The sequence below is a fragment of the Candidatus Amarolinea dominans genome (assembly GCF_016704685.1).
Classification (GTDB): Bacteria; Chloroflexota; Anaerolineae; order SSC4; family Amarolineaceae; genus Amarolinea; species Amarolinea dominans.
This window is the reverse complement of record NZ_JADIZS010000017.1, coordinates 100,623-119,562: the sequence shown is the minus strand read 5'-3', so window position 1 is coordinate 119,562 and position 18,940 is coordinate 100,623. Positions and strand designations below refer to the sequence as shown.

Genomic DNA, 18,940 nt, shown 5'->3' with positions numbered 1-18,940 from the left:
GAAGGCAGAAGTCCGATTCGTGCAAATTAGCCCTTCGGCGGACGTTTGGCGGCTGGCGCGCGGGCGGGTATAATCGGGTCATTCGCAATCGAGGAGGAATCTGCATGTCTCCGCAACGTCCATTCATCGGCCGCGTCCTGGCCGGCGGCCTGACCTGGCTGGGCCGGCGCCGGCTGGCTCAAACCAGCGGGACGCTCAGCCTGCCCGGCCTGACCGCGTCAGTCGAAATCATCCGCGACCGTTGGGGTGTGCCGCACATCTACGCGGCCAACGACCATGATGTCTTCTTTGCGCAGGGGTTCGTCCATGCGCAGGACCGCCTGTGGCAGATGGAGCTGAACCGCCGCCTGGCGACCGGACGCCTGAGCGAGATGCTCGGCGACCTGGCCCTCGACACCGATCGCGCCACGCGCACCTTTGGCTTCGAGCGCCTGGGCCGCGCCGACTGGGAGTTGTTGCCCGCAGAGGACCGCCAGCGCATCGAAGCCTACTGCGCGGGCATCAACGCCTGGCTGGACAGCCCGGCCGGCAAACGCTGCCGGCCCCTCGAATTCACCCTGCTGCGCCACCGCCCGCAACCGTGGCGCGTGGAGGACACTCTGGCCTTCAGCCGCGTGATGAATTGGCAGATGTCGCATGCCTGGTACGGCGAGGTGATCCGCGCTCAGTTGATTGCCGCGCTCGGCCCGGAGCGCGCCGCAGAGCTGGAAATTTCCGACGCGGCCGACAACCCGGCGGTGCTGCCGGCCGGCATCGAGTTCAACGCCCTGGCCGGCGCAGCGCTGGCGGGAGCGCACGATCCTTTCCTCAAACGGCGCATGGGCAGCAACGCATGGGCCATTTCCGGCAGCCGGAGCGCCTCCGGCCATCCCATTCTGTGCAACGACATGCACCTGCAGCTCACCGTGCCCGGCATCTGGCACCAGGTACACCTGGAGGCCGGCGATCTGCGGGTCACTGGGGTTTCTGTGCCAGGGCTGCCGGGCGTCGTGGCCGGACACAACGCCCACATCGCCTGGGGCATCACGCTGGCCTTCACCGACTGCGAAGACCTGTTCGTGGAGAAATTCGACCCGGATCAGCCCCGGCGTTACGAATTCAAGGGCCAGTGGTTGGACGCGGAGGTCATTCGAGAGACGATCCAGGTGAAGGGGCGCAGGGAGCCGCACGTCGAGGAGGTCCTCGTCACGCGCCACGGCCCGGTCATCTCGGATGTGATCGGGCAGCCGGGCCAGCGGCTGGCGGTCAGCTCGATGGCGCTGCGCCCCTGTCCGGCGCTGCACGGCTGGTTTGCGCTGAACCGGGCGCGCAACTGGGATGAATTCGTCGAGGCCATGCGCCCGATCGAGGCGCCGCAGCTCAATTTTGCCTACGCGGACGTGGATGGCAACATCGGCTATTGGGTCACCGGCAAGGTGCCGATCCGCGCCAGGGGGCAGGGCGTCGTGCCCGCGCCGGGCTGGACCGGCGAAGACGAATGGATTGGCGAGGTGCCGTTCGAGGAGATGCCGCACGCGCTCAACCCGGCGGCCGGCTACCTGGTGCATTGCAACAACCGCATCGCGCCTGACGATTATCCCCACTACCTGGGCAACGCCTGGATGAACGGCTACCGCGCCCGACGCCTGGCCGATCTGCTGGTGAGCAACGACAGAGTGACAGCCGCGGACTGCCGCGCCATGCAGATGGACGTCACCTGCCTGCCGGGGCTTGAGTTCGTGCGCCTGCTGGCCGAGGTTTTCCCGCAGGCGAACCGCGGCGGCGAGGCGGGCGACGTGGCGCGGGCGCTCGATCTGCTGACCGCCTGGGACGGCCGGCTGAGCACCGACTCGGTCGGCGGCAGTCTCTACGAGGTGACGCGCACCGCGCTGGTGCGCGCCCTGTTCGCGCCCATCATGGGCGAATCGCTGACCACGCGTTGGCGCGGCCAGGGCTTCCATCCGGTCCTGATGTGTACGCATGAGTTCTACGGACACGACACCGTGGTGTTGCTGCGCATGTTGCGCGATCCTGACTCGTGGTGGGTGGGGCAGGCCGGCGGCCGCGAGGCGCTGCTGCGCCGTGGCCTGACCGAGGCGGTGGCGTGGCTGACCGCGGAGCTTGGCCCGGAACCGCAGGGCTGGCAGTGGGGGCGTCTGCATCACATCGCGCTCCCGCACGCGCTGGGCGTGCAGAAACCACTCGACCTGGTCTTCAACCGCGGCCCGCTGCCGATTGGCGGCGACACCGACACCCCGCTGCAAACCGCCACCCTGCCCGGCGCAGCCTTCGCGAACGATGCGTGGGCGCCCTCGATGCGTCACATCATAGACATGGGCGACCTGGAGGGCGCAGTGGCGGTGCTGCCGGTCGGCCAATCGGGCCATCTCGGCAGTCCGCATTACGACGATCTGCTCGAACTGTGGAGCCGGGGCGAGTATCACCCCATGCTGTGGTCGCGCGCCCAGGTGGAGAAGCACGCCGAGGCGAAGCTGACACTGGCGCGCGGCGGCTGAGGGCAGTTTCGCATCATCTGCCCGATGTACGGGTGGGTGTGCCGGACCGAGGTAACATGCATGGCCTTGTTGAATGTGCGGGACGTGAGCATCGGGTTTGGCGGCGCGCTCGTCCTGGAACGCATCAGTCTGCAGATCGAGCGCGGCGAACGGGTGGGGCTGCTCGGCCGCAACGGTGTGGGCAAATCTACCCTGCTCAAGATGATGGCCGGCCAGCTCGAGCCGGATGAAGGAACCATCGCCCGCCAACAGGGGCTGCGGGTGGCCTACCTGACCCAGGAGACGCCCCAGGGGCTGACGGGCGCCGTGGATGCTGTCGTGGCGGGCGGACTGGATGCAGCGGCAGCCGGCGATGACGATGCGTTGTGGCGACGGCGGCTGCAGATGGATACGATCATCTCGCGCATGCAACTCGATCCCGCCGCCGATTTCGAGTTGCTCTCTGCCGGGCTGAAGCGGCGGGTGCTCCTGGCCCGCGGTCTGGTCCGTGACCCCGATATCGTCCTCCTCGACGAGCCAACCAACCATCTGGACATTGACGCCATCGCCTGGCTGGAAGATTTTCTGCTGCGCTATGGCGGCACCCTCGTCTTTGTCACTCACGACCGCATTTTCCTGCAGAAACTCGCCCTCCGCATCATCGAGATTGACCGCGGGCGTCTCGTGGATTGGCCGTGTGACTACACCACCTTCACCGCGCGCAAGCAGGCGATCCTGAAGGCCGAAGCGGCCCAGGAGATGCAGTTCGACAAGAAGCTGGCCCAGGAAGAGGCGTGGATCCGGCAGGGGATCGAGGCCCGGCGGACGCGCAACGAGGGGCGGATACGCGCCCTGGAGCAGTTGCGCGGGCAGCGTCGGGAACGTCGCGCACAGCCCGGCGCCCTGCGCATGCAGCTCCAGGAGGTCGAGCGTTCGGGCCGGCTGGTGATCCGCGCCGAAAACGCCAGCTTCGGCTATGGCAATCGGACGCTCGTGCGAGACCTCTCCACCACCATCATGCGCGGCGACAAGGTGGGCATCATTGGCCCCAACGGCGCCGGCAAGACGACGTTGTTACGGCTGCTGTTGGGCGAGCTGCCGCCACAGTCGGGCACGGTGCGCCACGGGACGAACCTGGAGATCGCCTATTTCGACCAATTGCGCGCCCAGCTCGATGAAGATCGGACGGTGCTGGACAACGTGGCTGACGGCCGGGAGTTCATCAACGTCAACGGTCGCCCCCGCCACGTGATCGGCTACTTGGAAGATTTCCTCTTCTCCAGAGAACGGGCGCGGGTTGCGGTGAACGTCCTATCCGGCGGCGAGCGCAACCGGCTCTTGCTGGCGCGCCTCTTTGCGCGGCCGGCCAACGTACTGGTCATGGATGAACCCACCAACGACCTGGACCTGGAGACCCTGGAAATTCTGGAAGACCTGCTACTGGAATACGAGGGGACCGTGCTGCTCGTCAGCCACGACCGGGAACTGCTCAACAACGTGGTCACGAGCACGCTGGCCCTCGATGGCGCCGGGCGAGTCGGCGAATACGCGGGCGGCTATGACGACTGGGTGCGCCAGCGCGCCTCCCTCGCTCCGGCCGAAAAAACCGCATCCCGGCCGGTTTCACCGCCGCCGACCGCGGAGCCGCGGGCCAGACCCGAACGTGCGCGCGGGCTGACCTATCGGGAGCAGCGGGAGATGGAAGCGCTGCCCGGCCGCATCGAAGCCCTGGAGGCCGAGCAGAGCCAGTTGGTTCAAGTCATGGCCGCGCCGGCGATCTACCAGGGAGGCGGTGACGCGGTGGTGCAGACCACTGCCCGGCTGGCGGCATTGGAGCAGGAACTGGCCGAGGCGTATGCGCGTTGGGAAGCGCTGGATGGGTAAAAGTGCGCTGTTGTAACGTTCTCCGCCTAAAAAATCGGCCCACGCTTCATTCTGTGGTATAATCGGCGCCATGTCGGTTTTGGTGGCCCAGGGACTCAGTAAATCATTTGGCGCGCTCGATGTGTTCGCCGCGGTGGATTGCCGCGTGGAGCACGGCGACCGCATTGGCCTGGTCGGCCCCAACGGCGAGGGTAAGACGACGCTGCTGCGCATGCTGGCCGGGCTGGAATCGCTCAGCGCCGGGCAGGTTGCGTTCAAGCGCGGGCTGCGCATCGGCTATTTGCCCCAGGACCCGCCGCTGGCCGGGGCGCTCTCGCTGTGGGATGATGCCATCCAGGTCTTCGCTGAACTGCGCTCTCAGCAGGCGCAGCTGGCGGCGCTGGAAGGCGCGCTGGCCGCCACGCAGGACGGGGAAGAGCACGACCGCCTGTTGGCCAGCTATGGTGAGCTGCAACTGGCCTTCGATGTCGGCGGCGGCTATACCTATGAACTGCGCACGCAGCAGGTGCTGACCGGCCTGGGCTTCAGCGCCGAGGAGTATGGTAAGCCGCTGGCGGTGCTCAGCGGGGGTCAACGCACCCGCGCCCTGCTCGCCCGCCTGATCCTGGAGCAGCCCGACCTGCTTCTGCTCGATGAGCCGACCAATCACCTCGATCTGGACGCCGTCGAATGGCTGGAACAGACCCTGCTCGAATGGCCGGGCAGCCTGGTGGTGGTGGCGCACGATCGCTATTTCCTGGACAAGGTTGTCACGCGCATCTGGGAGATGGCGCTCGGCCGCCTGGACGCCTACCGGGGCAACTATTCGCAGTTTGTGCAGCAGCGCGCTGACCGCCTGGCCGCGCGGCGCAAGGAGTGGGAAGCCCAGCAGGAATTCATCGCGGAGACCGAAGCCTTCATCCGTCGCTACAAGGCCGGTCAACGCTCCAAAGAGGCCCGTGGCCGCCTGACGCGTCTCGATCGTTTCAAGCGCGATGAACTGATCGAGCGGCCGCTGGAACTGAAGACGATGAGCCTGGGGCTGACCACCGATGTGCGCAGCGGCGACATCGTCCTGCGCACCAAGAACCTGGTCGTTGGCTATGTGGACACACCGTCCGGCGGCAACGGCACGGATGCGCGCCACGGTGATGCCTTGCGCGCCGGCCAGGCGACTGCAGCCGCCTGGCGCCGCGAGCATCTCCTGGTCAGCGTGCCCGATCTGGAAATCCGCCGCGGGCAGTGCGTGGCCTTGATCGGCCCCAACGGCTCCGGCAAGACGACGCTGGTCAAGACGATCCTGGAGCAGGTCAAGCCGCTGCGTGGATCGGCGCGCCTGGGCGCCAGCGTCATCACCGGCTATCTGGCGCAGGCCAGCGCGGGGTTGAATCCCAATCAGACGGTGCTCGCTGCCATCCTGGAGGTGGAAAATCTGCCGTTGGCGCAGGCGCGCAATTTCCTGGGGCGATTCCTCTTCTCTGGCGATGACGTGTTCAAGCCGATCAGCGTGCTCAGCGGCGGTCAGCGCAGCCGGGTGGCGCTGGCCCGCCTGACGCTGCAGGGCGCCAATTTCCTGCTGCTGGACGAGCCGACCAATCATCTCGATGTGGCCTCGCAGGAGATTTTGCAGGATGTGCTCGACCGTTTTCCGGGCACGGTGCTGCTGGTGTCGCACGACCGCTACCTGGTGGACGCGCTGGCCGATGAGGTGTGGGCGCTGCGTGCAGGCGAGCTTTTCATCTACAAGGGCGGCTACCAGGGCTATTTGCGCCAGCGCGAGATCGAAAAGGCGGAGGCGACCGGTCAACGCCGTGAAGAAACGCCCGCCGACACGACCCAGGACCGTGAGCGCATGAAGGAAGATCGCCGTCAGCGCAAGGCCGCGGCGGCCCGCGCCGCGCAGGCTACCGACCTGGAGGCGCAAATTCACGCACGCGAGGCGGACCTGGCGGAGGTCGAGCGTCGCCTGGACCAGGCCAGCAGCGCGGCCGATGTGCAACGCATCACCGACCTGGCGGCTGAACATCAGGCTGTGCAGGTGGACATCGAATCGCTGATGGCCGCCTGGGCAGAGTTGGTTTGACCGGCCGGTCCTCGTGGGTGATATGTGATCAGAAAAGTCATCGGTTTGACGGGTAACATCGGTGTTGGCAAGAGCACCGTCCTGGCGATGTTGCGTGCCCTGGGCGCGGACGTGATTGACGCCGACCAGGTGGCGCACGCGGTGATGCGACCCGGCGAGGCAGCATATGAAGGCATCGTGGCCGCGTTCGGCGCCGACATCCTGGCGCCTGATGGGGCGATTGATCGGGCCCAGCTCGGCGCGCGGGCCTTTCGGGACCCGGAGGCGCTGCAACGCCTGGAAGCGATCGTGCATCCGGCCGTGTTTGTGCGCACGAAGCAGCGCTTGACGGCCAGCCAGGCGCCGGTGGTGGTCATCGAGGCGATCAAACTGCTGGAAGCGGGGCTGAGTGTCACCCTGTGCGACGCCGTGTGGGTGGTGACGGCCACGCGTGAGCAGCAGGTGGAGCGCCTCATGCGCACGCGCAGCCTCAGCCGCGCCGAGGCTGAGCTGCGCATAGATGCCCAGCCGCCGCAAGAGGACAAGATCAAGCGCGCCGATGTGGTGATTGACAACCGCGGCGCGTTGGCGGAAACCGGCGCGCAGGTCGAGGCGGCCTGGCAGGCGTTGATATACTGCAAGCGGGAATAGACTTCGCTTTTCCGCCTGGGAAATTCAGCATTCTTATAAAGAGACGGTCTCATGAATAATTTACGGTCTTTCTACGAACGACACCCTTACCTGGCGATGTGGATCGCGCTGGCGCTTGGGATGGTCATCATCCTGATTTGGTCGGCCTGGAGCGTCGGTTTTGCAGCCCTGCAATGGCTGGCCTTGATTGTGATCACGATCCTGCTGGCCGGCGCGTGCGTGTGGATCATCAGTTGGGAGGATGGCCCGGACGCTGAAGAAGAGGCGGCGCCGCCGACGCAGGCCGATCAGCCTTGAACCTCGCCAGGCGGGCATGGCTTTGACAAAAACGTTTGATCGTCGTATGATTCCCTGGCACTCAAGGAGTCTGAGTGCTAATAATTTGTCAAAGAATAGGTTCCCGTTTTTTTTACAAAAACGCGGGCAAGAACGGGAATAGGAGTGGTCATAAGCAGCTGGTTATGAGTACAAAACGCGATTATTACGAGGTGTTGGGAATCGAGCGCAATGCCGGCGAAGACGACATCCGCAAGGCGTACCGCAAGTTGGCGCGGCAGTATCATCCTGACGTGAACAAGGCGGCGGATGCCGAGTCCAGGTTCAAGGAAGTCAATGAAGCGTACGAGGTGCTGAGCGACCACGAGAAACGTGCGGGGTATGATCGTTACGGTCATGCCGGGGCGCAGGGCGGCGCGGGTGGGTTCGGCGCCGGTGGCTTTGGCGACTTCGGTTCGATTTTCGATGAGTTTTTTGGCGGCTTCGGCGCGCGCAGCAATACGCGCAGCCGCATGGCCCCGCGCCGCGGCGCCGACCTGCGCGTGGATGTCACCCTGGCGTTCGAAGAGGCGGTGCGCGGCCTGGCCAAGGAACTGCAAATTACCCGCCTGGAGCCGTGTACGCGCTGCCAGGGCAGCGGCGCGGAGCCGGGCACATCACCGCTGCGCTGTCCACAGTGCAACGGCGCCGGCGAGGTACAGCGGCGCCAGCAGAGCGTCTTCGGGACGATTGTCACCAGCACCACCTGCCCGCGCTGCAGTGGCGCAGGCGAGATCGTCACCACGCCCTGCACCGAGTGCCGCGGGACCAAGTCCATGCGCATGACGCGTATCCTGCAAGTGGACATCCCGGCCGGCGTGGATGACAACACCCAGATTCGCCTGACCAATGAAGGTGAGCCGGGCTTCCGCGGCGGCCCACCCGGCAATCTGTTTGTGGTGCTGCACGTGCAGCCGCACCCGCTGTTCGAGCGCCGCGAGTATGACCTTTACCTCAACCTGCCGATCAATTTTGCCCAGGCGTCGCTGGGCGCGGAGGTTGAGGTGCCCACATTGGACGGTGTGGTCAAGCTGACCATTCCGGCCGGTACTCAGCACGGGCACACCTTCCGCATGCGGGGCAAGGGCGTGCCGCACATCCGCCAGAACAACCGCGGGGATCAATATGTGACGGTGCAGGTGGTGATGCCGCAGAAGTTGACCGAGCGCCAGCGCCAGTTATTGCGCGAGTTGGGTGAAACCCTGGGCACCCCTGATGTCAACAAACCCCCACGCGGAACCTTCGATAAACTGGTGGATGCCATTACCGAAGCGTTCAAGCCGTCCAATTGACGCAAGAGGCCGGGCGGCTGCACGTCGCGGCCACGATGATGCAGTCCACCGGGGCGACTTTGGCAAGCGCCAGGGGACTGGACGGGATTTTTTGTGAACTGGCTTGAAATCAGTGTGCTGGCCGACGGCGAAGCCGCCGAGGCGATCAGTGAGGTCTTCAACCGCTACGCCGACGAGAAGGATGGCACCGCGGGCGCGGTTGTGGAATTGACCGGCTTCGACAGCCGTGGTGAATTGACCGCGCCGCAGATGAGTGTGCGCACCTATGTGCGCCAGGGGCCGCAGGCCGCCGCGGTGGTGCAAAAGGTGAAAGAAGCCCTCTGGCACCTGCAGATGCTGTACGCCTTTGCGGAGCCGGCGGTGCGCGAGGTGGCCGAAGAGGATTGGGCCAACGCCTGGAAGGTACACTACCAGCCGATGCGCCTGGGCGAGCGCCTCTTTGTGGTGCCCAGCTGGATCGAGGCGGCCGCGCAGCCCGGCGACATCGTCATCCGGCTGGATCCTGGCATGGCGTTCGGCACCGGCACCCATCCAAGCACGCGGCTGTGTCTGCTCAGCCTGGAACGGCTCGTGCAGCCTGGCGTGTCGGTGCTTGACGTGGGCACCGGTTCGGGCATCCTGGCCATTGCGGCCGCCAAGTTGGGTGCGCGCGCCATCGTCGCCACCGATGTTGATCCCCTGGCCGTGCGCATTGCCGGTGAAAATGCGGCGATCAACGGCGTGGCCGGCCAGATCAGTCTGCTGGCGACACCGTTGCCGTCGAAGCCTGAGACTGATAACGCTCGCTTCGACATCGTGGTCGTCAACATCCTGGCAGAGGTCATCATCGCTCTGTTGGACGCGGGATTGCACGCCTGGCTGCGGCCGGCCGGCCATCTGATCTTGGGCGGCATCATTGACACCTGGGCCGATGCGGTGCTGGCCGCGCTGGCGCGCCATGGCTTCACGGTGACGACGCGGCTGGACGAGGGCGATTGGGTCGGTCTGGTGGCGCAACACCTGGTCGAGCACTGATTGGCAGCCATGCACCGCTTTTTTGTCACACCCACGGCCATTCACGGGGAGGCGGTCACGCTCGCTGCAGAGACCGCGCATCACCTGCGCGAGGTGCTGCGCCTGGGGCCGGGCGCTGAAATCATGGTCTTGGATGGCAGCGGACGTGAATACCGGGTGAGCATTACCCATCAGAGCCGCAGTGGCGTAGAAGGGCGCATCCTCAGTCAGGCGCCGGCGTTGGGCGAACCGCGTACGCAGATCACCCTCTATCAAGCAACGTTGAAGGGCGAGAAGTTCGAGTGGCTGCTGCAGAAGGGCACCGAAATCGGTATCAGCCGTTTCGTGCCGCTGTTGACGCAACGCTGTGTGACGCACGACCGGGCCAGCCTCAGTAAGAAGGAAAGCCGCTGGCGCCGCATCATCCAGGAGGCGGCTGAGCAGGCGCGGCGCGGCCGGTTGCCCGCGTTGGCCGCGCCGCTTGACCTGGTTGACGCCTGCCAGGAGGCAGCTCGCCAGGCTGACCTGATCCTGTTTCTGTGGGAATCTGCGCCAGGGCACGGCTTGAAGCCTGCGCTGCAGGCGTGGCGGTCATCGGCCGCAGCGAGCGGGCGCATTAGCCTCTTCGTCGGGCCGGAGGGTGGCTTCAGCGAGGGTGAAGCGGCCCTGGCGGCGGCGTCTGGCGCCTGTCTGATCGGCCTCGGCCCGCGCATCTTGCGTGCAGAAACGGCCGGGCTGGCCGCGGGCGCGGCGATCCTGTATGAAATGGGCGACATGTAACCAAATTGCTGCGCAAGCTATCTAAAGCCCACAGAAGCGATCGGGATCGAAAATCAAATAGTCGAGGAAAAAATAAAGAATCATGAGTCAAAATGAAACCAACGGCAGCAACGGTCACGGGGTGATCGAGCCGGCTGCAGAACAAGCGATTGAGAATGTCATCATCATCGGCAGCGGGCCTTCGGGCCTGACGGCCGGCCTGTATACGGCGCGTGCCAACCTGAATCCGCTCCTGATCACCGGCAATGAAATTGGCGGGCAGGTCGCGATTACCTATGAGGTCGAGAATTACCCTGGTTTTCCGGAAAGCCTGAGCGGCCCGGACCTGGTGGAGAAGATGCAGAAGCAGGCCGAGAAGTTTGGTTGTCGCATCGAGTATGATTATGTGGACCGGGTTGATTTCGAGCAGTTCCCCTTCACCGTGCATACGGCCAACGAGATGGAGTACAAGGCGAAGGCGATCATCATCAGCACGGGCGCGTCGTCGCGCAAGCTGGATGTGCCGGGCGAGAAGGAGTTGACCGGCCGCGGCGTGAGCTATTGCGCGACCTGCGATGGCTTCTTCTTCCGTGGTCGTGAGGTGGTGGTGGTCGGCGGCGGCGATAGCGCGGCCGAGGAAGCGCTCTTCCTGACCCGCTTTGCCAGCAAAGTAACCTTGATCCATCGCCGCAACAGCCTGCGCGCCAGTCAGATCTTGCAGAAGCGTATCTTCGAGCACGAAAAGATCAACGTCATCTGGGACACGGTCATCACGTCCATCAACGATGACAACGGCAGCGGCGGAGTGACGTCGGTCAGCCTGCAGAACATCAAGACCAGCGCCACGTCCACCTTGCCGACCGGCGGTGTCTTCATTTTTGTCGGCCACCTGCCCAACTCGTCCCTGTTCGAGGGCAAGGTCGCCATGGATGAGGAAAGCTATCTGCTCACCGACAAGCTGATGCGCACCAATATCGCCGGCGTCTTTGCCGCCGGTGAAATTCAGGACAAGCGCTTCAAGCAGGTTGCGACGTCGGTGGGCCAGGGCTGCGCGGCCGCCATGGAAGTTGAGAAATACCTGGCCGACCTGGAAGACCGCGCCTATCCCGGTCACGCGGCGGCGCCGGCGACCATCGCGGTCACGGCATAGGCGATCCATGCCAACGATTCAACTGGGTGAGCAGACGATCTACTATCGGCGCAGTCAGTCGGGGGCTGCGCCGCACGCCGCGCCGCTGGTGTTGGTTCACGGCGCGGGCGGCACGTCCATGCACTGGCCGGGTGAGCTGCGGCGCCTGCCTGAAACATCGGTTTATGCCCTGGACTTGCCCGGCCACGGTCAATCGCCTGGCGCGGGCTGCACCACGATTGCGGAATATGCGCAGGTTGTGGTGGATTGGGCCGATGCGCTGGAGCTGCCGCCGTTCGTCCTGGCCGGCCATTCGATGGGCGGTGCGATTGCCCAAACCGTGGCGCTGCACCACCCGCAGCGCCTGGCCGGGCTGATCCTGGTGGGCACCGGCGCGCGGCTGGCGGTCTCCCCGGCCATTCTGGATGGCCTGAGCCGTGACTATGCGGCCACGGCGCGCCTGATTGCCGAATGGGCCTACAAACGCCAGGCAGACCCCGCGACGCTGGATGCATATGCCGCGGCGATGCTGAAGACTCCTGTGAACGTGACGCACGGCGATTTTGTGGCGTGCAGCGCGTTCGATGTGACCGGCGCGCTGAGCCAGATTGCTCTGCCCACCCTGGTCATCGTGGGCCTGGAGGACCGGCTGACGCCGCCCAAGCTCAGCCGCTTCCTGGCGCAGCAGATGCCCGCGGCGCGGCTGCTGGAAGTGCCGGAGGCCGGGCACATGGTGATGCTCGAACAGAGCGCGGTCGTGGCCGCGGCGGTGCAGGAGTTTGTGGGGATGAGGTAGAGACGTTGCATTGCAACGTCTCTACGCGATCGTCGTACCGGTCGTCGCCGCTTCCACTTGAGATTGGAATTCATCCAGGGCGTTTGCTGTAAGAGCGATTTCCAGTAGATGTGACAGAGTGCTGACATCATGAATCTGACGCAGGCGCTGCTCCAGGGGCTGATAAGCGCGCACCTGCGGATTGAAGCGCGTGGAGATGGCGGCCAAGACAGCGGCACGCAGCCCTTCCTCGACGCCTTCACGGCGCCCTTCCTCGACGCCCTTGCGGCGCCCTTCATCAACGCCTTCACGGCGCCCTTCCTCGACGCCCTTGCGGCGCCCTTCATCAACGCCTTCACGGCGCCCTTCATCAACGCCTTCACGGCGCCCTTCCTCGACGCCCTCACGGCGCCCTTCCTCGACGCCCTCACGGCGCCCTTCATGAACACCCTTCTCCCAACTCTGTTGGCGAATCCGTCGCAAGTAGGGCGTGTCCAGCAGTTCCACATCAATCATACGCTCGATCATCTTCAGCACCCCCTCATCTCCAATCAGGTTGATCAATGCTGTCAGTAACTCATTACGCTGTCCGCCGTCGGGTATGGCCGCAATCTTGTCAAGCACCGCAGGAACGATCCGTCCTGGTTCCGCCATACGCATCTGTCCTACGAGCGCCAGGAGGGCCGGCTTGTCGAGTTGCAGTACCTCCTCTGCGTCGAGTTCCCACAGGCGAATGACATCATAGCGCCACGTCAGACTAGCCTGGCCGGCGAAATTTACGATTGTGTACCCTCCATTATCGCCTGCGCCTGCACCTTTGCCCACGTAGATAACGACGCTCTGCAATTTCAGGCTGCCCTGCGGTGCGCGGCGTCCCCATTCATGCCGCGCCGTGCGACTCATGTAATCCACCATACGCCAGGGCATAGGGGCCGCACTGCGCTTTCCTTGAAGCTCGATATGCAGTAACCCTACATCGTTATCTTCGCTTACCGCCTCGAAAAGCAGATCACTGCGTTGACGTGAGGCTGGTAGTTCGATAGTCAAGGTGCGCACCGAGCGCAACCGCTTACCCATCAGCCACTCGGCGAAGGTCTCTTTGTAGGTCAAGATCAGGTTTTTCAGTGGATTATCGGTGTCAGGCACGGGCGCTGCTCCTTCCTGCCTCTGTCAACTGACCGAAGTCTACCTCAGGACACAGGGCGTGTCAAGCCGCGGCCAAACGATTTTGTTTGCGAATTCCATCAAACATCGCTACAATAAGAACGCATTTCCGATGTCTACGACGAAGAATTTCAGGCCGCGCTGGACGAATCCGGCGGCGACCAGGATTATGCGATTTTTGACTGCGTTAGGCAGCGGTTTCCAACCGCCCGGCCGCGCTTTGCCGATGCGGGTGAACGGTGTTAGAATGTCCCTTGCAACTGAGTTCTTCTTTCCTCCTCGCCCCGTCCGTGGGGCCAATCTGCCCGCCACAAGGAGGTGGACCCGTAAAACGATGGCTGACCGCCGGCGCCGTATGTGGCGCTCTAAGGGCTTGACTAGCCCTGAAATACCGTTCTATTTTCAGACTTCTGGCTTGGATAGGCCACTGCCGCTTATCCATACGATGAAAAGGAGAGACAAGAAGTGAGCAAGTCCCGTTTGATGCATCTGAGCATCCTGATTACCGTGTTAGCGCTGCTGGTTGCAGGTTGCACGCCTGCCGCCGCTCCGGCCACCAAAGCCCCTGAACCTGCTGCATCGGGCGTCACCGCCGACATGCAGGGGCTGATTGACGCCGCCAAAGCCGAGGGTACCCTCACCACCATCGCCCTGCCCCACGACTGGTGCAACTACGGCGAAGCGATTACCGGCTTCAAGGCCAAGTACGGCCTGCAGATCAACGAGCTTAATCCCGATGCCGGCTCTGGCGATGAAGTCCGAAGCCATCAAGGCCAACAAGGATAACAAAGGCCCACAGGCGCCCGATGTCATTGACGTCGGCTACGGCTTTGGCCCGCAGTTGGTCGAAGAGAAGCTGGTGCAGCCCTACAAAGGTCAGTACCTGGGACACCATTGCGGCTGACTCGAAGAACGCGGATGGCTACTGGTACGGCGACTACTACGGTGCCCTGGCCTTCGAAGTCAACAAGGATGCCGTGAAGAACGTACCGCAGGATTGGGCCGATCTGCTCAAGCCGGAGTACAAGGGCCAGGTGGCCCTCTCTGGCGACCCGCGTGCCTCGGCGCAGGCGCAGATGAGCGTCTATGCCGCAGCCCTGGCTAACGGCGGTTCGCTCGACAACGTGGCGCCCGGCCTGGAGTTCTTCAAGAAGCTGAACGAGGTGGGCAACTTCGTTCCTGTGATCGCCAAGCAGGCTACGGTTGCCAAAGGCGAGACCCCGGTCATCACCCGCTGGGACTACAACGCCCTGGCCGACAAGACCGCCCTGGCCGGCAACCCCAACATCGAAGTCGTGATTCCCAAGACGGGTGTCATTGCCGGCGTTTACATCCAGGCCATCAGCGCGTACGCACCCCATCCCAACGCGGCCAAGCTGTGGATGGAATACCTCTACTCGGACGAAGGCCAGTTGATCTGGCTGAAGGGCGGCTGCCACCCCATCCGCTACAATGACATGGTCAAGCGGAACGTGATCCCGGCTGAGATTACTGCCAACCTACCGGCGGCCGATCTCTACGCCAAGGCCGTCTTCCCGACCATTGACCAGATCAATGCCGCCAAGAAGGCGATCACCGATGGCTGGGACAAAGTCGTCGGCGCCGACGTGAAGTAGCAGCGGTCCGTGGCGAGCACATTGCAACCCACACCTTCTACACCGCGGGACGCGCCACTGGCGCGTCCCGCACGTCGCGTCAATTGGGCGTGGCTTGGCGTCGCGCCCTTTTTGATCTTCACCCTGTTTTTTCTATTCCTCCCCTCGCTATCGTTGTTCATCGGCAGCTTTCAGGACAACCAGGGCCAATTCACCCTGGCCAACGTTGCCGGTCTGTTCACGCCATCCATCCTCAGCGCCTACTGGATCACCATTCGTATCAGCCTCTTCACGGCGGTCGTCGGTGGGTTGTTCGGCTTTTTCCTGGCCTACTCAGCCACCCTGACCGGCCTGCCGCGTTGGGTGACCGCTGGCATGGCGACCTTCAGCGGCGTGGCCTCGAACTTCGCCGGCGTACCGCTCGCCTTCGCCTTCATCGCCACCCTCGGCCGCCTGGGCTTGGTGACAGTGCTGCTCAAGAACCTCTTGGGCTTCAACCTCTACGACCACGGCTTCAACCTCTACAGCTTCTGGGGGCTGAGCGTCACCTACCTCTATTTCCAGTTCCCGTTGATGGTACTGATCATCACCCCCGCGTTGGAAGGACTGCGCCGCGAGTGGCGCGAGGCTGCCGAAAATCTGGGTGCAACCGGCTGGCAATACTGGCGTTTTGTGGGGTTGCCCGTGCTGATGCCTTCGCTGCTCGGCGCCATGATCCTCCTGTTCGGTAACGCGTTCGGCGCCTACGCCACCGCACTCTCCCTGACCGGCGGGCTGATCAACCTGGTGACGATCCTCATCGGCTCCCAGATCAAGGGTGACGTGCTGCACAATCCTGGCCTGGGATATGCCCTGGCCCTGGGGATGGTCGTGGTGATGGCGGTCTCGATGGCCATCTACTACGTGCTGCGCCGCCGCAGCGAAAGGTGGCTGCGCCTATGAAACGCAACACACTGTGGGGCTGGCTGTGGACTGCCCTGGGTATCCTCTACTTCTTCGTGCCGCTCTACGCCACGCTGGACTTCTCCCTGCGGGCCAAGAAGGGGCAACTCAGCCTGCTCGCCTATCAGCGTGTGCTGGCCGATCCGCAGTTTCGCCAAACTCTGCTCTTCTCGCTGGAGATGGCCATCTTGACCATCCTGGTCAGCCTGATCTTGATCGTCCCCACCGCCTATTGGATCCGCCTGCGCCTGCCCAAGCTGCGACCGGTGATCGAGTTCATTACCCTCATGCCGTTTGTGGTGCCCGCGATCGTGCTCGTTTTCGGCCTGATCCGCGTGTATGGCGGGGGCTTTCTGCCACTCACCAACTTCCGCGCCGGCACCAACACCCTGCTGGTGGCCGCCTACGTCATCCTGGCGCTGCCCTACATGTACCGGGCCGTGGACACGGGCCTGGCAGCCATTGACGTGCGTACCCTGACCGAAGCGGCTCAGAGTCTGGGCGCGGGCTGGGGCGTCATCCTGTTGCAGGTCATCTTCCCCAACCTGCGCTCATCGCTGCTCAGCGGCGCGTTCCTGACCCTGGCGACCGTTGTCGGCGAGTATACCATCGCCAGTTTTCTCGTGGGCATCAACGCGTTTGGCCCGTATATGTCGCTGATTGGGCAGAACAAGACCTATGAATCATCCGCGTTGGCCATCATCAGTTTCGCGCTGACCTGGCTTTTTATGGGTCTGATTCAATTCTTCGGGCGCCAGCCGGGCCAGCGCCAACTCGTGGGGGCAAGGTGAGGCAATGGGATTTCTAGCCCTGACAAACATCTCTAAAGTGTTCGGGAACAGCGTCGCCGTGCGCGACTCAACCTTGATGTCGAGCGAGGCGGGTTCATCTCCTTCCTGGGGCCGAGCGGCTGCGGCAAAACCACCACACTGCGCATGATTGCCGGATTCGAATTGCCTACGACCGGAACGATCGTGGTCAACGGCCAGGACATCACCATGAAGCCGCCCAATCAGCGCAACGTCGGCATGGTCTTTCAGTCCTACGCCCTCTTTCCGAACATGACGCTGGCCGACAATGTGGGCTTTGGCCTGAAGATCGCGCGGTCGCCCAAAGCGGAGATTGACCGCACCGTGGCCGAAATGCTGGACGTGATTCATCTGCCCGGCTTCGGCGGCCGCTATCCCCATCAGTTATCGGGCGGTCAACAGCAGCGCGTTGGCGCGCCCTGGGCCATCCATCCGCAGGTACTGCTGCTCGATGAACCGCTCTCCGCCCTGGACGCCAAAATCCGGGTCGAACTGCGCTCCGAAATTCGCCGCATCCAACGACAGCTTGGCATCACGACGATCTATGTCACCCACGATCAGGAAGAGGCGCTCTCCCTCTCCGATCGCATCGTGGTCATGAGCGCCGGTCAGGTGGAACAGATCGGTACGCCGTTCGAGATTTACAACTACCCCAGGACCGCGTTCACGGCCGCGTTCATCGGCCAGTTGAACATGCTCCCTGTCACCATTGCCGACCCTCAGACCGGGATGTGTACTTTCGAAGGTCAGCCGGTTGCCACGGGCGAGCCGATCGAAGCCGCTACCGGCGCAGCCAAATACCTCGCCATCCGCCCGGAGGAACTGGGCCTGGGACACTCGCCTGGCGATAATCACCTGGACGGCCGCATCGAAGCCGTCACCTTCCTGGGCGCCATCGTGCGTGTGCGCGTGGACCTGGGAGACACCTTCCTGTCGGTTGATCTTTTCAACGAACGCCTGCTCACCTTGCCCCAGGTCAACCAGCCTGTCACGGTCAACTTCCCGCCGCACGCCTGTTGGGTCACCGAATAGGTATTGGCGTTACAGGCGTTGTCGGCTATAATGGGCATTGTTCCGTCACGCCGTTACGTCTCCGTTTGTGTCCTGCTCTGTTTTTCGTAGGTTCGACATGAGAAAGGAATGAAACCATGCTAAATCGTGCAAGTCGTGTATGGGCGATTTTACTCGTCCTTGCGCTCTGTCTGAGCGTGCTGGCCCTGGGCGCTTCGGCCGCCGGCGGCCCCAAGTCCGATGCCGGTACCGGCGCCCAATTGCCGCAGCGCACCGAGGCCGCCCCGCAGGCCCCCCTGGCTGACTTCAGTGAAGGCTTCGAGGATATCACCCTGCTCCCTGGCCTGGGCTGGGCAAGCCAGAACAACAGCAGCCCCCTGGGTTCCACCGGTTGGTTCCAGGGCAATGACACCCGTCTTTCCCGGCCCAGGCGGGCAGCCCCACCTCCTACCTCGGCGCCAACTACAACAACACCAGCGGCACGGGCACCATCAGCAACTGGATGATGACTCCGGCCGTCACCCTGTCGGCGGGCGACACCTTCCGCTTCTGGACCAGCACCGCCGCCGGCAGCATCTGGCCTGATCGGCTGGAACTGCGCATGAGCCTCAACGGCGCCAGCACCAATGTCGGCGCCACTGCCACCAGTGTGGGCGACTTTACCACCGTCCTCGCGGAGGTCAACCCGACCCTGGCAGCCGGCGGTTATCCTGAAGTGTGGACCGAGTACGTGGTTACGCTGACTGCCGCGCAGGTGCCTGCGCCGACCCTGGGCCGCTTCGCGTTCCGCTACTTCGTCACCGACGGCGGCCCGAGCGGCGCCAACTCCAACTACATCGGTATTGACACCGTCTCCTACACGGCCGCGGCACCCACCGCCGTGCCCCTGTCCACCCTGGATGCTCAAGCCAACACCACGCTGCTGCCGCTCGCCGCTGGCGCTGCTGGTTACCGGGGCCGCCCTGGTTCTGCGCCGCCGCATCGCCTGACGGCTGATCGTGTGACGTAACTGCGTAGATGTGCGGGTTCGCCGAGCAGATGAGACACAAACCCTGCTCGCCGCAGCGAATCAGGCCGAGGCGTTGGACGCCAATCGGCGTATGCCT

At 63.9% G+C, this 18,940-nt stretch carries 14 protein-coding genes and 3 pseudogenes; 16 read left to right on the top strand and 1 reads right to left on the bottom strand.

Features of this window, described 5'->3' with window-relative positions:
• Positions 1–104 precede the first annotated feature (104 nt).
• The 10 genes from IPF85_RS12910 to IPF85_RS12865 all read left to right on the top strand — a co-directional run bounded on the left by IPF85_RS12910 (position 105) and on the right by IPF85_RS12865 (position 12,334).
• A complete protein-coding gene (locus tag IPF85_RS12910; protein ID WP_343408492.1) occupies positions 105–2,495 on the top strand; it encodes a penicillin acylase family protein in 2,391 nt (796 codons plus the stop codon).
• 60 nt (positions 2,496–2,555) lie between these two features.
• A complete protein-coding gene (locus tag IPF85_RS12905; RefSeq protein WP_343408491.1) occupies positions 2,556–4,358 on the top strand; it encodes an ATP-binding cassette domain-containing protein in 1,803 nt (600 codons plus the stop codon).
• Positions 4,359–4,428: 70 nt separating this feature from the next.
• Positions 4,429–6,420, top strand: coding sequence for a ribosomal protection-like ABC-F family protein (gene abc-f, locus IPF85_RS12900; protein ID WP_343408490.1), 1,992 nt, complete (start codon positions 4,429–4,431; stop codon positions 6,418–6,420).
• A gap of 24 nt (positions 6,421–6,444) precedes the next feature.
• Positions 6,445–7,050, top strand: coding sequence for a dephospho-CoA kinase (coaE, locus tag IPF85_RS12895; RefSeq protein WP_343408489.1), 606 nt, complete (start codon positions 6,445–6,447; stop codon positions 7,048–7,050).
• A 51-nt stretch (positions 7,051–7,101) separates the two neighbouring features.
• Positions 7,102–7,347 (top strand): hypothetical protein, encoded by a 246-nt coding sequence (locus tag IPF85_RS12890; protein ID WP_343408488.1) that lies wholly within the window; start codon positions 7,102–7,104, stop codon positions 7,345–7,347.
• Between the two features lie 164 nt (positions 7,348–7,511).
• Entirely contained in the window at positions 7,512–8,657 is a 1,146-nt protein-coding gene (dnaJ, locus tag IPF85_RS12885) for a molecular chaperone DnaJ (protein ID WP_343408487.1), read from the top strand.
• Between the two features lie 93 nt (positions 8,658–8,750).
• Positions 8,751–9,671, top strand: coding sequence for a 50S ribosomal protein L11 methyltransferase (gene prmA, locus IPF85_RS12880; protein ID WP_343408486.1), 921 nt, complete (start codon positions 8,751–8,753; stop codon positions 9,669–9,671).
• Between the two features lie 9 nt (positions 9,672–9,680).
• Positions 9,681–10,430 (top strand): 16S rRNA (uracil(1498)-N(3))-methyltransferase, encoded by a 750-nt coding sequence (locus IPF85_RS12875; RefSeq protein WP_343408485.1) that lies wholly within the window; start codon positions 9,681–9,683, stop codon positions 10,428–10,430.
• 82 nt (positions 10,431–10,512) lie between these two features.
• Positions 10,513–11,559 (top strand): thioredoxin-disulfide reductase, encoded by a 1,047-nt coding sequence (gene trxB, locus IPF85_RS12870; RefSeq protein WP_343408484.1) that lies wholly within the window; start codon positions 10,513–10,515, stop codon positions 11,557–11,559.
• 7 nt (positions 11,560–11,566) lie between these two features.
• The gene (locus IPF85_RS12865) at positions 11,567–12,334 is read left to right on the top strand and encodes an alpha/beta fold hydrolase (RefSeq protein ID WP_343408483.1); all 768 of its coding nucleotides are present in this window, start codon (positions 11,567–11,569) and stop codon (positions 12,332–12,334) included.
• A 21-nt stretch (positions 12,335–12,355) separates the two neighbouring features.
• Here the strand turns inward: IPF85_RS12865 and IPF85_RS12860 are convergent, their stop codons facing one another.
• Positions 12,356–13,459, bottom strand: coding sequence for a hypothetical protein (locus IPF85_RS12860; protein WP_343408482.1), 1,104 nt, complete (start codon positions 13,457–13,459; stop codon positions 12,356–12,358).
• A 615-nt stretch (positions 13,460–14,074) separates the two neighbouring features.
• On the opposite strand from IPF85_RS12860, the pseudogene IPF85_RS12855 reads away from it, so the two are divergent.
• From IPF85_RS12855 to IPF85_RS12830, 6 genes and pseudogenes are all read left to right on the top strand, one after another.
• A pseudogene (locus IPF85_RS12855) lies at positions 14,075–15,093 on the top strand (extracellular solute-binding protein).
• Positions 15,094–15,150: 57 nt separating this feature from the next.
• Positions 15,151–16,014 carry an ABC transporter permease subunit gene (locus IPF85_RS12850; protein ID WP_343408564.1) on the top strand — a complete coding sequence of 288 codons (864 nt, stop codon included), beginning with the start codon at positions 15,151–15,153 and terminating at the stop codon, positions 16,012–16,014.
• Positions 16,011–16,805 carry an ABC transporter permease subunit gene (locus tag IPF85_RS12845; protein ID WP_343408481.1) on the top strand — a complete coding sequence of 265 codons (795 nt, stop codon included), beginning with the start codon at positions 16,011–16,013 and terminating at the stop codon, positions 16,803–16,805. The genes IPF85_RS12850 and IPF85_RS12845 overlap by 4 nt, the downstream gene beginning before the upstream one ends.
• Positions 16,806–16,809: 4 nt before the next feature.
• Positions 16,810–17,855, top strand: a pseudogene (locus IPF85_RS12840) (ABC transporter ATP-binding protein).
• 116 nt (positions 17,856–17,971) lie between these two features.
• The gene (locus tag IPF85_RS12835) at positions 17,972–18,340 is read left to right on the top strand and encodes a hypothetical protein (RefSeq protein ID WP_343408480.1); all 369 of its coding nucleotides are present in this window, start codon (positions 17,972–17,974) and stop codon (positions 18,338–18,340) included.
• Positions 18,313–18,843 (top strand): annotated as a pseudogene (locus IPF85_RS12830) (choice-of-anchor J domain-containing protein); the annotation flags it as partial. The gene IPF85_RS12835 and the pseudogene IPF85_RS12830, both read left to right, overlap by 28 nt.
• Between the last annotated feature and the right edge of the window lie 97 nt (positions 18,844–18,940).

What these genes read in the sequence shown, in the direction of transcription:
- IPF85_RS12910 (WP_343408492.1), top strand. Translation starts at nt 105, where the DNA reads ATGTCTCCGCAACGTCCATTCATCGGCCGCGTCCTGGCCGGCGGCCTG.
- IPF85_RS12905 (WP_343408491.1), top strand. Translation starts at nt 2,556, where the DNA reads ATGGCCTTGTTGAATGTGCGGGACGTGAGCATCGGGTTTGGCGGCGCG.
- abc-f (WP_343408490.1), top strand. Translation starts at nt 4,429, where the DNA reads ATGTCGGTTTTGGTGGCCCAGGGACTCAGTAAATCATTTGGCGCGCTC.
- IPF85_RS12890 (WP_343408488.1), top strand. Translation starts at nt 7,102, where the DNA reads ATGAATAATTTACGGTCTTTCTACGAACGACACCCTTACCTGGCGATG.
- dnaJ (WP_343408487.1), top strand. Translation starts at nt 7,512, where the DNA reads ATGAGTACAAAACGCGATTATTACGAGGTGTTGGGAATCGAGCGCAAT.
- IPF85_RS12875 (WP_343408485.1), top strand. Translation starts at nt 9,681, where the DNA reads ATGCACCGCTTTTTTGTCACACCCACGGCCATTCACGGGGAGGCGGTC.
- trxB (WP_343408484.1), top strand. Translation starts at nt 10,513, where the DNA reads ATGAGTCAAAATGAAACCAACGGCAGCAACGGTCACGGGGTGATCGAG.
- IPF85_RS12865 (WP_343408483.1), top strand. Translation starts at nt 11,567, where the DNA reads ATGCCAACGATTCAACTGGGTGAGCAGACGATCTACTATCGGCGCAGT.
- IPF85_RS12845 (WP_343408481.1), top strand. Translation starts at nt 16,011, where the DNA reads ATGAAACGCAACACACTGTGGGGCTGGCTGTGGACTGCCCTGGGTATC.
- IPF85_RS12835 (WP_343408480.1), top strand. Translation starts at nt 17,972, where the DNA reads ATGCTAAATCGTGCAAGTCGTGTATGGGCGATTTTACTCGTCCTTGCG.